17 protein-coding genes are annotated in these 13,421 nt (G+C 65.1%); 10 read left to right on the forward strand and 7 right to left on the reverse strand.

The features are described 5' to 3' along the window. The first annotated feature begins 293 nt into the window (after positions 1-293). Genes QZW03_RS09875 through QZW03_RS09885 form a run of 3 tightly spaced genes read left to right on the forward strand, consistent with a single transcriptional unit; the run spans position 294 to position 2,460 of the window. Positions 294-563 (forward strand): DUF1272 domain-containing protein, encoded by a 270-nt coding sequence (locus tag QZW03_RS09875; RefSeq protein WP_296509825.1) that lies wholly within the window; start codon positions 294-296, stop codon positions 561-563. Continuing rightward, entirely contained in the window at positions 560-1,504 is a 945-nt protein-coding gene (locus tag QZW03_RS09880) for an EamA family transporter (protein WP_296509826.1), read from the forward strand. The genes QZW03_RS09875 and QZW03_RS09880 overlap by 4 nt, the downstream gene beginning before the upstream one ends. Next, complete coding sequence (locus QZW03_RS09885; protein WP_296509827.1) at positions 1,501-2,460, forward strand: helix-turn-helix domain-containing protein; 960 nt, start codon at positions 1,501-1,503, stop codon at positions 2,458-2,460. The genes QZW03_RS09880 and QZW03_RS09885 overlap by 4 nt, the downstream gene beginning before the upstream one ends. 7 nt (positions 2,461-2,467) lie before the next feature. Here the strand turns inward: QZW03_RS09885 and QZW03_RS09890 are convergent, their stop codons facing one another. Together QZW03_RS09890 and QZW03_RS09895 are read right to left on the reverse strand one after the other, a co-directional pair. Then, complete coding sequence (locus QZW03_RS09890) at positions 2,468-3,013, reverse strand: ABC transporter substrate-binding protein (RefSeq protein ID WP_296509828.1); 546 nt, start codon at positions 3,011-3,013, stop codon at positions 2,468-2,470. A 12-nt stretch (positions 3,014-3,025) separates the two neighbouring features. Next, positions 3,026-3,232: a hypothetical protein gene (locus QZW03_RS09895; protein WP_296509829.1), complete on the reverse strand. Its 207-nt coding sequence runs from the start codon at positions 3,230-3,232 to the stop codon at positions 3,026-3,028. Positions 3,233-3,380: 148 nt separating this feature from the next. On the opposite strand from QZW03_RS09895, the gene QZW03_RS09900 reads away from it, so the two are divergent. Both QZW03_RS09900 and QZW03_RS09905 read left to right on the forward strand, forming a co-directional pair. Further along, entirely contained in the window at positions 3,381-4,613 is a 1,233-nt protein-coding gene (locus QZW03_RS09900) for a multidrug effflux MFS transporter (RefSeq protein ID WP_296509830.1), read from the forward strand. Further along, a complete protein-coding gene (locus tag QZW03_RS09905) occupies positions 4,613-5,104 on the forward strand; it encodes a C40 family peptidase (RefSeq protein ID WP_296509852.1) in 492 nt (163 codons plus the stop codon). Before QZW03_RS09900 ends, QZW03_RS09905 begins: the two co-directional genes overlap by 1 nt. A 27-nt stretch (positions 5,105-5,131) precedes the next feature. Here QZW03_RS09905 and QZW03_RS09910 read toward each other — a convergent pair whose 3' ends face one another. Continuing rightward, on the reverse strand, positions 5,132-5,761 hold the full coding sequence (locus QZW03_RS09910) for an N-methyl-D-aspartate receptor NMDAR2C subunit (protein WP_296509831.1): 630 nt from the start codon (positions 5,759-5,761) through the stop codon (positions 5,132-5,134). 131 nt (positions 5,762-5,892) lie between these two features. Between QZW03_RS09910 and imuA the strand changes: the two genes are divergently transcribed. Both imuA and QZW03_RS09920 read left to right on the forward strand, forming a co-directional pair. Beyond that, a complete protein-coding gene (gene imuA, locus QZW03_RS09915; RefSeq protein WP_296509832.1) occupies positions 5,893-6,951 on the forward strand; it encodes a translesion DNA synthesis-associated protein ImuA in 1,059 nt (352 codons plus the stop codon). Then, positions 6,920-8,386, forward strand: coding sequence for a DNA polymerase Y family protein (locus QZW03_RS09920; protein ID WP_296509833.1), 1,467 nt, complete (start codon positions 6,920-6,922; stop codon positions 8,384-8,386). The genes imuA and QZW03_RS09920 overlap by 32 nt, the downstream gene beginning before the upstream one ends. 9 nt (positions 8,387-8,395) lie before the next feature. Here QZW03_RS09920 and QZW03_RS09925 read toward each other — a convergent pair whose 3' ends face one another. Next, positions 8,396-8,950, reverse strand: a complete 555-nt coding sequence (locus QZW03_RS09925) for a DUF1993 family protein (RefSeq protein ID WP_296509834.1) — start codon at positions 8,948-8,950, stop codon at positions 8,396-8,398. A gap of 53 nt (positions 8,951-9,003) precedes the next feature. Between QZW03_RS09925 and QZW03_RS09930 the strand changes: the two genes are divergently transcribed. Continuing rightward, entirely contained in the window at positions 9,004-9,501 is a 498-nt protein-coding gene (locus QZW03_RS09930; protein WP_296509835.1) for an acyl-CoA thioesterase, read from the forward strand. A 24-nt stretch (positions 9,502-9,525) separates the two neighbouring features. Here the strand turns inward: QZW03_RS09930 and QZW03_RS09935 are convergent, their stop codons facing one another. Further along, positions 9,526-9,996, reverse strand: coding sequence for an Lrp/AsnC family transcriptional regulator (locus QZW03_RS09935; RefSeq protein WP_296509836.1), 471 nt, complete (start codon positions 9,994-9,996; stop codon positions 9,526-9,528). 65 nt (positions 9,997-10,061) lie between these two features. Here QZW03_RS09935 and QZW03_RS09940 point away from each other — a divergent pair, with 65 nt between their 5' ends. Continuing rightward, complete coding sequence (locus QZW03_RS09940) at positions 10,062-10,997, forward strand: EamA family transporter (protein ID WP_296509837.1); 936 nt, start codon at positions 10,062-10,064, stop codon at positions 10,995-10,997. A gap of 4 nt (positions 10,998-11,001) precedes the next feature. On the opposite strand, the gene QZW03_RS09945 is transcribed toward QZW03_RS09940, so the two are convergent. Then, on the reverse strand, positions 11,002-11,763 hold the full coding sequence (locus QZW03_RS09945; protein WP_296509838.1) for an SDR family oxidoreductase: 762 nt from the start codon (positions 11,761-11,763) through the stop codon (positions 11,002-11,004). Between the two features lie 152 nt (positions 11,764-11,915). Between QZW03_RS09945 and QZW03_RS09950 the strand changes: the two genes are divergently transcribed. Further along, on the forward strand, positions 11,916-12,668 hold the full coding sequence (locus QZW03_RS09950; RefSeq protein WP_296509839.1) for a dienelactone hydrolase family protein: 753 nt from the start codon (positions 11,916-11,918) through the stop codon (positions 12,666-12,668). Here the strand turns inward: QZW03_RS09950 and QZW03_RS09955 are convergent. Then, positions 12,649-13,421, reverse strand: a 773-nt coding sequence (locus QZW03_RS09955) for an AraC family transcriptional regulator (RefSeq protein WP_296509840.1), incomplete at its 5' end; no start/stop codon positions are given. The genes QZW03_RS09950 and QZW03_RS09955 overlap by 20 nt on opposite strands.

Here is a 13,421-nt window from a genome sequence, read left to right on the forward strand (position 1 = left end):
GGTTGTTTTTTGCATTGTCTTGGCTTTTGCGTGCCGTTGAGTGCTTTTTCGGGGGATATCCCCTCGGGTTAGAGAGAGGCGCCTATTTGCGGGTGAATGCTGTATCGCATTAATTGGCGTTTTTTGTCCTCTAATTGGCCTTGATGTGGCATAGGCCCACATTTATGTGGGCTACCATCAGGTCAAACCCGATAAGAATTTGGCTTTTTATGTCCTTGGTATCTACCCTGTAGCACGCGCAGGTTGAGCTCGATGCGCAGCCATTCTTTGCCCCAATTGACAACAAGGTCACCATGCTCCAACTCCGCCCCAACTGCGAATGCTGCAACACCGATTTGCCGCCCGCTGCCCTGAATGCCCGCATCTGCTCGTTTGAATGCACTTTTTGCGCAGACTGCGCAGACGCCAAGTTGCAAGGCGCCTGCCCCAACTGCGGCGGCGAGCTGGTGCGCCGCCCGGTGCGCCCCAGCGCCAAGCTGGCCAATAACCCACCCTCGGTCGAGAGGGTGCTTCAACCCCATGGCTGTGCGCCTCGGGTGGTGGAGCCGGGAGCCTTGGCATGAGCGCGACCTTGCCCATGCGCCCTAAAGACCTGGCGTTGGCGCTGCTCGTCATCGTGGTGTGGGGGGTGAACTTCGCGGTCATCAAGGTGGGCGTTGTGGGCGTGCCGCCGCTGCTGCTGGGTGCCCTGCGATTTTTGCTGGCGGCGTTTCCCGCCCTGTTGTTTTTAAAGCCGCCCAAGGTGCCTCTGCGCTGGTACCTGGCCTACGGCATGACGATCTCGGTGGGGCAGTTTGCCTTTTTGTTCACCGCCATTCATGTCGGCATGCCCTCAGGCCTGGCATCACTGGTGCTGCAGTCGCAGTCGTTTTTCACTCTGCTGCTGGCAGCGTGGTGGCTCAAGGAGCGTTGGCAGGCGAACCAGATGGCGGGTTTGCTGCTGGCCGCCTGCGGCTTGGTGCTAATTGGCAGCGCTGCGGGGCCGGCGGGTAGCGGTGTGTCGATGCCGCTGCTGGGCTTTTTGCTCACGGTGGCGGCGGCAGTCATGTGGGCGTGCGGCAACATCGTGACCCGCACCGTGAGTCGCTACGGGCCCATGAACCAGCTCGCCTTTGTGGTGTGGGCCAGCCTGGTGCCGCCCCTGCCGTTTTTAGTGCTCTCGCTGTTCATAGAAGGACCTGACGCGATCACCACGGCCCTGCAGGGCATCGGCTGGAGCACCTTTGCCGCCATTGCCTACCTGGCGTGGGCCGCCACCTTGCTGGGTTATGGCTTGTGGACGCACCTGATGTCGCGCTACCCGACCAACCGCGTGGCGCCGTTTACCTTGCTGGTGCCCGTGGTCGGCCTGACCACCGGCTGGCTGGTGTTTGGCGAGGCGCTGCGCCCGGTGCACTTTGCCGGTGGCGCACTGTTGATGGCCGGCCTGCTGTTCAATGTGTTCGGCGGGCCCCTGATGTCGCGCTGGATGGCGCGGCTGCAGCAGCTCCGGGCGCGCACATGAGCACCACCACGCTCCACATCTACCTGGTGCTCACTCCCAATGTGCTGATGCTGGACTACGCCGGCCCGGCCGAGGCGCTGCGCATGGCGCGCGACATGGGGGCCGCCTTGGAGCTGCACATGTGCGGGCCGCAGCCCGAGATCGTGACCTCGCTGGGGACCGGTCTCACCGGCTTGCAGCCCTTGCCCGCCGAGCTGCCACCGCACAGCCTGGTCTTGGTAGTGGGCAATAGCAACGAGGCGGAAGACTACGCCACCGAGTCCGCCCGTGCCGTCGTGCGCTGGTTGCGCACCGCGCCGCAAGCGGATACGCGCTTGGCCAGCATCTGCTCCGGTGCCTTGCTGCTGGCGCAAGCCGGTTGCCTCGACGGGCGGCACTGCACCACCCACCACACCCTGATCGCCGAATTGCAGGCGCTGGCCCCGAGCGCACAGGTGGTGGCGGACCGTATTTTTGTGGACGATGGCCGGGTGCTCACCAGTGCCGGCATCACCACCGGGATTGACCTGGCGCTCTACCTGATCGAGCAGGTGGCGGGCCCGGAGCTGGCGGCCCGCGTGGCGCGCCGCATGGTGGTGTACCAACGTCGTGGCACCCACGACCCGCAAATGTCGCCCTGGCTGGCGCACCGCAACCACATGCACCCCGCCGTGCACCGCGCGCAAGACGCCATTACCCGCGAGCCCCAGCGCGACTGGAGCCTGGCGGATCTGGCCGAGGTGGCCTGTGTCAGCCCCCGCCACCTGACCCGCTTGTTTGGGCAGCACACGGGCATCAGCGTGGTGGTGTACCAGCAGCAACTGCGGATTGCGCGGGCCAAAGACCTGCTGTCGCGCCAGCGTCTGCCGGTAGAGCGGGTAGCGGGCTTATGCGGCTTTGCCTCCGCCCGGGACCTGCGCCGTGTGTGGCGCAAATACGAGGCGGGTTCGCCCGTCAGTGTGCGGGGTAGCGCTTAAGGCCGGGTTAGCGGCTGGCGTGCAGGTTGCGGGCGATGATTTTTTGAATGTCGCCCCGGGCATAGCCGCGCTGAATCACGCTATTGAAGCTGCGCAGCCAAGGGGCCATTTGCATGGACTTGGGGAACGCCAGATAGTTCGGGTCTTTGCGCAGGGGCACGGGGAGCACGACAAAGTCTTTCCACTGGCTCTTGGGGATTTGATGCAGCCGCAGTGTTTCGGTAAAGCCGGCCTTGCCGACATTGAACAGCGCGCAGTCGATCCGGCCGGCCGCCAGCTTGCTGAGCCGGTTGCGCGCACCGTTGTCGCCCTCAATTGAAAACACGCCGTCGTGGTGGGCGCGGTCAAAGGCGCTGCCAAAGCTGGCGCCCCGCACCGTGCCGAGGGTTTTGCCCTGCAGGTCGCTCAGGGTCTGAAAATTGAACTCCTGCCCCTTGCGGACCACGTTGACCACCTCATCCACAAACAAGGGTTCGGAGAAATCAAAGACTTCATCTCTGCGCCACGTCCAAGAGATGCCGAGCAGGCCGCCTTCACCGGCCATTGCCGACATATAGACTCTGGCCTAGGGGTAGAGCTTGAGGTCCATGCGGTGGTCCGGCATGTGCTGATCCGCGTACGCCAGGATGTCAATCAGCACACCACGCTGCCGGCCCTCGTGCACAAACATTTTGGGGGGCGAGCCATCGCCGCTGAAAACCGGAATAGAGGTCGCACCGCCGGGCGTGCACAGCAGCATGAAACAGAGCGCGAGCACGAGCCGGAAATTCAAAATACCTCTCAGTGCGGTGGGTCTGCAGGTGGCCGGATGGGGCCCCAAGTGGCCCGCCGGTGAGTACGCAAGATTTTAGAAAACGTTTTCTCTATAGGGCCGGTAGCGCCGTGGTTCAATAGGGCGCTGTTTCCTCCCTTTGAGCCGCATGACCCCCGAAGCCCAAAAACTCTGGCGCGCCCCGCAGTGGGCGTTTTCGATTCTGCTTGCCTTGCTGGGCATGTTGGGGCCGTTTTCCATCGACACCTATCTGCCTGCGTTTGCCGGCATCAGCGCCTCCTTGGGTGCCACACCGGTGCAGATGCAGCAAACCCTGTCGGCCTACCTGTTCGGGTTTGCCTTCATGGCGCTGTTTCATGGCGCCATTTCGGACAGCTTTGGTCGCCGTCCCGTGGTGCTGTGGGGGCTGGCGGCGTTTACCGTGGCATCGGTGGGGTGTGCGCTGTCGCAAACCATCGGGCAGCTCATTTTCTTCAGGGCCATGCAGGGTTTGTGCACCGGTGCGGGCATCGTGATTTCGCGCGCGGTTATTCGCGATGTGTATCCGCCCTCGCAGGCGCAAAAGGTCATGAGCCAGGTCACCATCTTCTTCGGGGTGGCGCCTGCCATTGCGCCCATGGTGGGGGGCTGGCTCCTGGTGCACGCCAGCTGGCACGGCATCTTCTGGTTTCTGGCCGCAGTGGGTGTTGCGTTGTGGACGTCTAACTACTTTTTGCTGCCTGAGACCTTGCCACCGGCCCAGCGTCAGCGGTTTCATGTCAAAAACCTGCTGGCCGGGTACTGGCAGCTGGGCTCGGACCCGCGGTTTCTGTTGCTGGCGCTGGCCAGTGGCATTCCGTTCAACGGCATGTTTTTGTATGTGTTGAGCGCGCCGGTGTTTCTGGGCGAGCACCTGGGGCTGCAACCGCAGCAGTTCTTCTGGTTTTTTGTGCTCACCATCGGCGGCATCATGGGGGGCGCCTGGTTCAGCGGCCGCGCTGCGGGCAAGCTCAGCCCGAAGCGCCAGATCCGCAACGGGTTTTTGATCATGCTCACCATTGGCGTGATCAACCTGGTGGCCAATGTGCTGTTCAAGGCGCATGTGAGCTGGGCGCTGTTTCCCATTGCCATCTTTGCGTTTGGCTGGGCGCTCATGGTGCCGGTCGTGACCTTGCTGGTGCTGGACTTGCACCCTGATCGCCGGGGCATGGCGTCGAGCCTGCAGATGTTTGTCGGGTCAACGGCCAACGGCATCGTGGCCGGGGTGATCTCGCCGCTGGTCATGCACTCCACCATTGGCCTGGCCAGCGCTTCGGTGCTCATGATGTGCTTGGGGCTGTGCTCCTGGGTGTTTATCCGCAAGCGTTGGCCCGAGATCGGGCGCAAGGTGGACGAGGCATGATGCGTTCTCTCTGCGGGCTCCTGCTCTCCTGTTTCTTGGTGGTGTTGGCGGGCTGCTCCAGTGCACCCGTGGCACCCCCCGCGCCCGCGGTGGCGCCGCAGCCGGCCGGCCGCTTGTCGGTGGAGCAGGCCAACGACGTGACGGTCATGGCCATCGGCCTGGTGGGCACGCCGTACCGTTTTGGCGGCAACACCCCGGAGAGTGGCTTTGATTGCAGCGGCCTGATTGCCTATGTCTACCAAAAAAGCGCTGCCGTGCTGTCACCCCGCACCACCGCCGGCCTGATCGACTGGGGCGCCCGCATTGCGCCACAGAACCTGCGCACCGGGGACCTGGCCGTGTTTACCCAAAACGGCCGCGCCACCCATGCGGGCATCTACGTGGGCGAAGGCCGCTTCGTGCACGCGCCGTCTACCGGCGGCACGGTGCGGCTGGACAGTCTGCAAAGCGGTTACTGGGCCAAGCAGCCGGTGAGTTTTCGCAGGCCGTGAGGATGAGCGGAACCTGCTGCTAAACGGTCAAGCCACCGCCCGCGCCAGATTCGCCCGCGCACGGACCTCCAGTGCATCGTAAAAGTGCTCGGTTCCGTAGATGCGGGGTCGGTCAGAAAACGACTGCAGCACTTCTTTGCGCTTGGTGCGGAACACGGCCTCGGGCACAAAGGCGTATTCCTCGAGGATCTGCTGCTCGTATTGCGCAAAGCGCTGTGCATCGGCACCCAGAATGGAGAGGTCAATGTCCACCAGCAACTGCGCATCGCCCGCGGCGGGCGCGCTGGTGTGGCGGGTGGCCATGACTAGCGCGCAGACGCGCTCCGTCACATCGGCCTGAACCCCGGCGGTGGTGAGCGCCTCTCGGGCCCAAGCGGCGCTTTGTGCCTCGTTGTCGTGACGCTGCACGTCATACACCGCGTCATGAAACCAAAGTGCGAGCGCCACCTCGGCAGGCCGCTGCGCTAGGTGGCACACGGCTTCAAAACTCTGCAGGCATTCGGTCAGATGCTGGGTGCTGTGGTACTGCCGGTGCGGCTCGGCGTAGGCCGCCAGCAGTGCTTCGCACAGCGCGGCGCCGTCAGCGCTTGCGCCTGCGCCATGCCAAGCGGATGCAAACAGGGGTTCCAGGGTGGCCCGAGTCGGTGCGGTGTTCATGGCCGGTACTCTAGCAAAACCGGTCACCCCGCAAGCGCCTGCCAGGCCTGCAAACCCTGTTCTTGATTTTGATAGCAGAGGGCTTTTCCATATACTGTTGATAAATACAGCATTTCTTCAAGACCCTTGCCATGACTAGCGCTGCGCGCCATTCCGTCGTTAATGCGCCGCCTGCCACCCCGCAGGTGGAGAGCCTGCAGGACATCCATGCCGGTGTCTGGCACGCGCACACGCTGGCGACCTCGGTGCACGCGGTGCAGGCCACGGGGGATGCCGTGTTGGATGCGCATTTGCCCGGCGGCGGTTGGCCGGTGGGCGCTTTGGTGGAGCTGCTGCAACCTGCCGGCGCGCACAGCGAATGGCGCCTGCTGCTGCCCGCGCTGGCGGCGTGCGGCAAGGGACCCGTGGTGTTGGTGGGGCCGCCGCAGCTGCCGTTTACGCCGGCACTCTCCCGCTTGGGCTTGCGCTCGGGGCGGCTGCTCTCGGTGCTGCCGTCGGCCACAGTGGCAGACCGGGTTGGTGGCAAGCATGAAGCGAGCGCTCGGAAGAGCGATGAGGCGAGTGCGCGCCTCTGGGCCACCGAGCAGCTGCTGCGCTGCGCCGAGGTGGACGCCGTGCTGGCCTGGCTGCCGCAGGCCCGGGGCGACCAGCTGCGCCGCCTGCACCTGGCCGCCGCCGAGCACCACAAGCTGCTGTTTGTGATGCGGCCCGAGCGAGCGCGCAGCGATGCATCACCCGCCGTGCTGCGCCTTCTGGTGCAGCCGCTGGCCCATGCACGGCATCCCCACAGCCCATTGCAAGGGCTGTTGCTGGACGGGCTGGAGGTCGACATCCTCAAGCGGCGCGGCCCGCCCTTGGCGGAGCCTTTGCACTTGCAGGCACGCAGCCCGCAATTGGGCTTGTTGCTCGCAGCGAGCCGAGCCATGACGCAGGAGGCAGGGTGGGGGAGGGCGCAGACAGGTGCATCGGCGTGGGGCATGTGGACCGACACGCCACTGGATGCGCAGGCCGTGCGCGCCGCATTTCAGCAGCAGGCCTTGGGCGGCGTGGAGCGCCAGGCACTCCCGTGGCCGCCGCTGCCGCCCGCGCAGGGCGAGCTGGCTGCAGCAGCGCACGGTGTGGCCGATGCCTATGGGCCTATGAATGCGGAGGCGGGCCATGCACTGGATCGCGCTGCGGCCGTCGCCTGATGCTGCAGCGGCCCCGTCTGAGCCAGTGCTGGTGGACGCGTCCACCGCACTGGCGTGGTGGGCCCTGCGCTTCACCCCACTGGTGGCCCGCGTGGGCGATGCGCTGGTGATGGAGGTGTCCGCCAGCGAGCGCTTGTTTGGCGGGCGCAATGCACTGCTGGGGCAAATATTTGAGTCAAATATGCCGCTAGCCCAGGTGGAATATGCGCAAGGCGCTACATCTTTAATAGCAATTGCAGCACTCCGTGTGCACCCGTGCCGCTACCCGCAAGCCCTTTCGAGCGGGGTGGGTGGGGCCAACACCTTGCGCGCGGTGCTGCCCGATGCCCTGCCGGTGCACACCCTAGCCGCGGCCCACGAGCACCTGCCCACGTTGGCCCGCCTGGGCGTGCGCACCTGGGGGCAGCTTCGGGCCCTGCCGCGCGGGGGCGTGGTGCGGCGCTTTGGTGCCCCGGTGGTGGACGCGCTGGACCGCGCCTACGGCCAGCGCCCCGAGGTCTACCCTTGGCTCGCGCTGCCCGATGTGTTTGACGCTCCGCTGGAGCTGGCGGCGAGTGTGGACTCGGCACCGGCCTTGCTGTTTGGCGCGCGCCGCCTGCTGACGCAGCTGCTGGTGTGGCTGCGCGCCCGCCAGGCCGGGGTGCTGGCGCTGGAGCTGCTGTGGGAGCTGGACGCGCGCCGTGCCAACACCCGCCATGTGGACGCCCACCACCAGGGCGGCCAGCAAGGCCGCCTAGAGTTGCGCACCGCCGAGGCCACGCAAGACATGGCCCACCTGCAGCGCATCTTGGGTGAGCAGCTGGCCCGCGTGACCTTGCCTGCACCGGTGCTGTACCTGCGCCTGCGCAGCCTGCAGACCCAACCCTTGGGCGGCGAGAGCCACAGCCTGCTGCCTGAAGACGTGCGCAAGGGCGACAGCCTGCACCAGACCCTGGAGCGCCTGGCCGCCCGGCTGGGCGCGCACAGCGTGCAGTGCGCCACCCCGCAGGCCGACCACCGGCCCGAGCGCATGCAGCGCTGGCAGCCGTGGCGGGCCGATACGGCGCGCAAAGAAAGTAAAATTGCTATGAAATCAGGAGCTACTGGCGCTTTCTCTACGAGGGCTAGAGGCCAAAAAGACTCTGAAGTTGAGAGCGCCGTGCTCCCCGCAGCCGACCTGTACCCCACCTGGCTGTTGCCCGTGCCGCAGCGGCTGATGGTGCGCCAAAGCATTCCCCATTACCACGGCGAACTCACCCTGCTGGCCGGCCCCCAGCGCTTGGAGACCGGCTGGTTGGAGGGCGAGCCCGCCCTGCGCGATTACTACATCGCTCGCAGCCCGCAGGCGGGGCTGGTGTGGGTGTACCGCGAGCGGCTGGCGGCGCACACTGAGGCTACCTCTGGACCTTCAAACCCTGGCGCGCTGTCGTGGTTCCTGCACGGCCTGTTTGCCTGAGCGAAAGGTTCAGCCCCGGTACACATGCCAGCCGTCAAAGTCCCCTTTGCTGAGCAGCAGGCCTTGCTGGCGCAGCAGGGCGTAGACCATGCTGAGGTGGAAAAAGAAGTTGGGCAGCGCGTATTGCTGCAAAAAGGTGCTGCCATCCAGTGCCACGGTGGCCTGGCCGGCCGGGTCGTGGATGGTGCGCTCGGCAGCTGCCGCAAAGTCCTTAGGCTGCAGGGTACGCAGAAAGGCTTGCGCTGTCTCCACCCGCGCCTGCAGGCGGGCCAAACTTTCATGGTGCTCGCCAAAGGGCGGAACGGGCTGGCCTGCCAGCGGTGCACAGGCCCGGAACACAAAGTTCACCGCAATCTCTACCTGCACGCCCAGCGGCAGCATGTCGGGCGCCAAGCGGGCCTGCAGCAGCGAAGCTTCCGGATTGCCCGTGTCTGCGCAATGTGTGCTGGCCTTGGCGAGTAAGCCCTGCAGTTGAACGAGATAGCGGGCAAACACCGGCACGCTGGCCGTGTAAAGCGCCGGGTGGTCTGGGACTGCGATGTCGGTGGCGACGGGCAATGTCATGCGGCCAATATAACGCCCCTTACACTGGCACGCCTTTCGCTACCCCTAGATCCATGAACCTGCCCACCCACCAACTCTCCATGACCGTGCTCATGTCGCCCGACATGGCCAATTTCTCCGGCAACGTGCACGGCGGCGCTATCTTGAAGCTGCTGGACCAGGTGGCCTACGCCTGCGCCAGCCGCTACGCCTCGCGCTACGTGGTCACGCTCAGTGTGGACCGGGTGCTGTTTTTGCAGGCGATTCATGTGGGCGAGCTCGTGACGTTTCTGGCTAGCGTGAACTACACCGGCAAGTCGTCTATGGAGGTGGGCATCAAGGTGATTGCCGAGGACATCCGCACCCAAGCGGTGCGCCATGTGAACAGCTGCTTTTTCACCATGGTGGCGGTGGACGACAACCGTAAGGCCGCGCCGGTCCCCCAGTTGCAGCCCCAAACCCCCGATGAAGTACGTCGCTTTGCCGAAGCCCAGATGCGCAAAGCCCTGCGCCAGGAGTTGGAGGCCAAATTCCACGGCATCAAGCAACCCAAGGCGGCTGAAGCCACCTGACACCGCCGGGGCGCTTGCCGTGCCTCAGGTGCCCGGCGGGCGCAGGGGCTGGTCTTCGAACTCGGTGTTCAGCACCACGGTGCTGGTGGTGCGCGCCACACCGGGAATGGCCTTGATCTGCAGCAGCACCGCCTCCAGGTCGCGGGCATGCGGGGTGCGCACCTTGGCCAGCAGGTCGTATTCCCCGGCCACGCTGTGCAGCTCTTGCACCGAGGGCAGCTCGCGCAGGCGGGGCGCTATATCGCGGCAGTGGGCGCCGCCATCGTTGCGAATGGCCACAAACGCAGTGAAGTTCAGCCCCACGCTGTGCGGGTCCACGCTGATGGAGAAGCGGCGGATCACACCGCGCTCCAGCATCTTCTTGACCCGCTCATGCACCGCGGCGGTAGACAAGCCCACATCCGCACCCACCTCGGCGTAAGAACGTCGGCCGTCTTCACCTAATGCCGTAAGAATTTTGGCGTCGATGGAATCTGTCTGAATATTTGCTTGCATTGGGCGTGTTTTTCGGTAATATCTCGCCATGCGGCGCTGGTTGCCGTAAATTTTACGGACTAATCATGGATTCGGCACTCAATATTCAGTCAGGCTGGCGTTTGTCCCCCTTCTGGCGCCTGATGGTGGCGCTCTGGCTGGTGTACATCGTCTGGGGCACCACCTACTTTGCCATTGGCGTGGCGGTGCAGAGCTTTCCTCCGCTGTGGATGAATGCCACCCGATTCACGTTGGCCGGTGTGATCATGCTGGCCTGGGCTTTGTGGCGCGGCGAAAGTCTGCCAAGCTGGCGCCAGTGGCGAAATGCCGCGCTGGTGGGCGGGCTGATGGTGTTTGTGTCCATGAACCTGGTGGTGTTCGCGCAAAAGCACGGCATCGGCTCCGGGCTCATGGCCACCGTAATCACCACCATGCCCATGTGGCTGGCGCTGTGGACGCGCCTGGGCGGCGAGCGGGTGCCGCTCACCAGCTGGGTCGGGCTGGCGCTGGGTGTGGCCGGTGCTTTGCTGCTGGCTATGGAGGGCGACTTTTCTGCCAGCTGGCTGGGTGCCTTGGCAGCCTTTGGCGCACCGCTGTGCTGGAGCGTGGGCTCTTACGCATCCCGCAAGTTAGATTTACCCGGCCCCGCCATGGCCTCGGCCACCGAGTGGCTGGCCGGCGGGTTGATGGGCGTGGTGGCAGCGTCGCTCATCGAGCCACAAGGGGCGCTGAGCAATGTGTCGCACGAGGCCTGGCTGGCCTGGTGGTACCTGCTGGTGTTCGGCACACTGGTAGCGCTCAACGCCTACCTCTGGCTGCTGCAAAACACCACTGCCGCAGTGGCCGGCAGCTACTCGTTTGTGAACCCCGCCGTGGCGCTGCTGGTTGGGGTGTTTATTGGTAAAGAAGTGCTCACCGGCTGGGTGTTTCTGGCCCTGCCGCTGATTGCCGGTGCGCTGGCCATGATCATGTACGGCCCGGCGATTGTGGGTTGGGTGCGCAGTCGCACAGCCCGGCCGTAATTGATTACACCGACGTCAGCCCGCCATCCACCGTGTGGGCCAGGCCGGTCACAAAGCTGGCGGCCTCTGAGCTGAGCCACAGCACCACAGCGGCTACTTCATCGGGCTCGCCGATGCGGCCAATCGGGTGGGCACCGGCTACCGTGGCAGCCACCTTGGGGTCGGCTTGCACGGCGCGCTCCAGCATCACCGTGCGTATCACACCGGGGCACACCGCGTTCACGCGAATGCCTTTGCGCCCGTATTCCACCGCCGCGGATTTGGTGAGCCCAATCACCGCATGTTTGCTCGCGCTGTAGGCCGACATCTTGGGCGCGCCCACCAGCCCGGCCACCGACGCGGTGTTGACGATGGCGCCGCCACCTTGGGTGAGCATGTGTGCAATCTGGTATTTCATGCACAGCCACACGCCCTTGACGTTCACGCCCATGATGCGGTCGAAGGTGGCCTCTTCGCAGTCGGCCAGGCGCATGTGCTCTTCTTCAATGCCGGCGTTGTTGAAGGCGCAGTCCAGCCGCCCGAAATGCGCCACCACCTGGGCCACCATGGCTTGCACCTGGGTGGCCTGCATTACATCCGCCGCAATGAACAGCGCCTCGGCCCCCAAGGCTTTGACCTGCGCGGTGGTTTCCTCGCCCGCAGCCACGTCGCGGTCGGTCACCGCGACCTTGGCACCTGCACGCGCAAACGCCAGCGCACTGGCCCGCCCGATGCCACCGCCACCGCCGGTGACCAGCACCACTTTGTTGTCAAACCGAATGTCCATGGAATGCCCCTTGCCGCAAAAAAAGGCATCTTAGGCCGCTGCCTAGCGCCACGCCGCCGCTGGCGTAACCCGCGCGACAGGGCACGGGCAACCGCAAACGTCGCTCGCCCGTGTCGGATACTCGGGGCACGTTTTTCACCGGAGTTATTGCTGTGCAAATCCAGTCTCATGAAGTCGACCTCTTCACCCCCACCGGCGTGATGCGGTGCACCATGTACCGCCCTAAAGAGGCGGAGGGCGCATCGCCCAAGCAGTACGCGGCCATCATTCTCTATTCCGAAATCTTTCAGCAGACCGGCCCCATTCGCCGCAGCGCGCAGATCATGGCGGGGCACGGCTTTGTGGTGGTGGTGCCCGAGGTGTTTCATGAGCTCAACCCCATAGGCACCGTGCTGGGCTATGACGACGCCGGGCGCGACAAGGGCAACGCCGACAAAGTGGCCAAGACCCTGGAGGCGCACGACAGCGATGCGCAAGCCATCATCGACCACCTGCGCACCCTGCCGTACTGCTCGGGCCGCGTGGGCGCCATGGGCTTTTGCTTAGGGGGCGGGCTGGCGTACCGCGCGGCCATGAATCCGGCCATCAGCGCCACGTCCTGCTTCTACGCCACCGACATCCACTCCGGCATGGTGCCCTCCAGCGCAGGCAACGACAGCCTGACCCGCACGCCCGAAATCAAAGGTGAGCTGCAAATGATCTGGGGCAAGCAAGACCCCCACATCCCGCCCGAAGGCCGGGCGCTGGTCTATAGCACCCTGGTGAAGGCCGGCGTGAACTTCACCTGGCACGAGTTCAACGGCGTGCACGCCTTCATGCGCGACGAAGGCGAGCGCTATGACGCGGAGCTGCAGCTGCTGGGCTACCAGATGGCGATTGGCATGTTCAGGCGGGCGCTGTACTGAGCGTGCCCTTGCGCAAGGCGCTGGGCGTGTGGCCGAACCAGCGCTTGACGGTGCGGCTGAAGTTGGACGTGTCGGTATAGCCCAAGCGGCCGGCGATGTCTTCCACGCTGTCGCTGGTGTGTTGCAAGAGCCAGAGTGTGCGGCTTTGTTGGTGGGCGTCCAGCAGTTGCTGGAACGAGGTGCCTTCCAGGGCCAGGCGCCGCATCAGGGTGCGCTCGGACACTTCACACTGGGCCGCGATGTCCGGCAGGCGGGGGTAGCTGCCTTCCGGGGTGTGGCCCAGCAAGCTGGCTACGCGCTGCGCCATGCTGCTTTGCACCAGCTCAGCCAAGGTGGCATCGCATTCATGGCAGGCGGCTGCGTGCGCACGGGCGTCCGCGCCCAGCAGCGGCAGGCGCAAGGCGGCGGCCGGCACATGCAAGGCCAGTGTGGGCTGCCCGAATTGCAAGGGCAAGGGCAGGGCGCGCTCGTAGTGCGCCACCCATGCAGGGCGGGGCAGGGGCACATCCAGCCGCAGGCCTGCAGGCAGAGAGCCCACTGCGGCATGCAGCACCCGCACCAGGGCCGCCGCCATGGTGTCGAGCACAAAGCTGCGCGCGTTGCCCCAGTCCAGCCGGTCAATCACCTGCAGGGTGCCGCCTTCGGGGCGCATCTGGAAGGACCAGCTGAAACTGTCTTCCCGCACCGGGCCGTAGCGCCCCAGCACCATCAGGCAATGTTGAAGGTCCGGCGCCGTGACGGCGGCATAGCCCA

Source organism: Rhodoferax sp., assembly GCF_013297935.1.
Classification (GTDB): Bacteria; Pseudomonadota; Gammaproteobacteria; order Burkholderiales; family Burkholderiaceae_C; genus Allorhodoferax.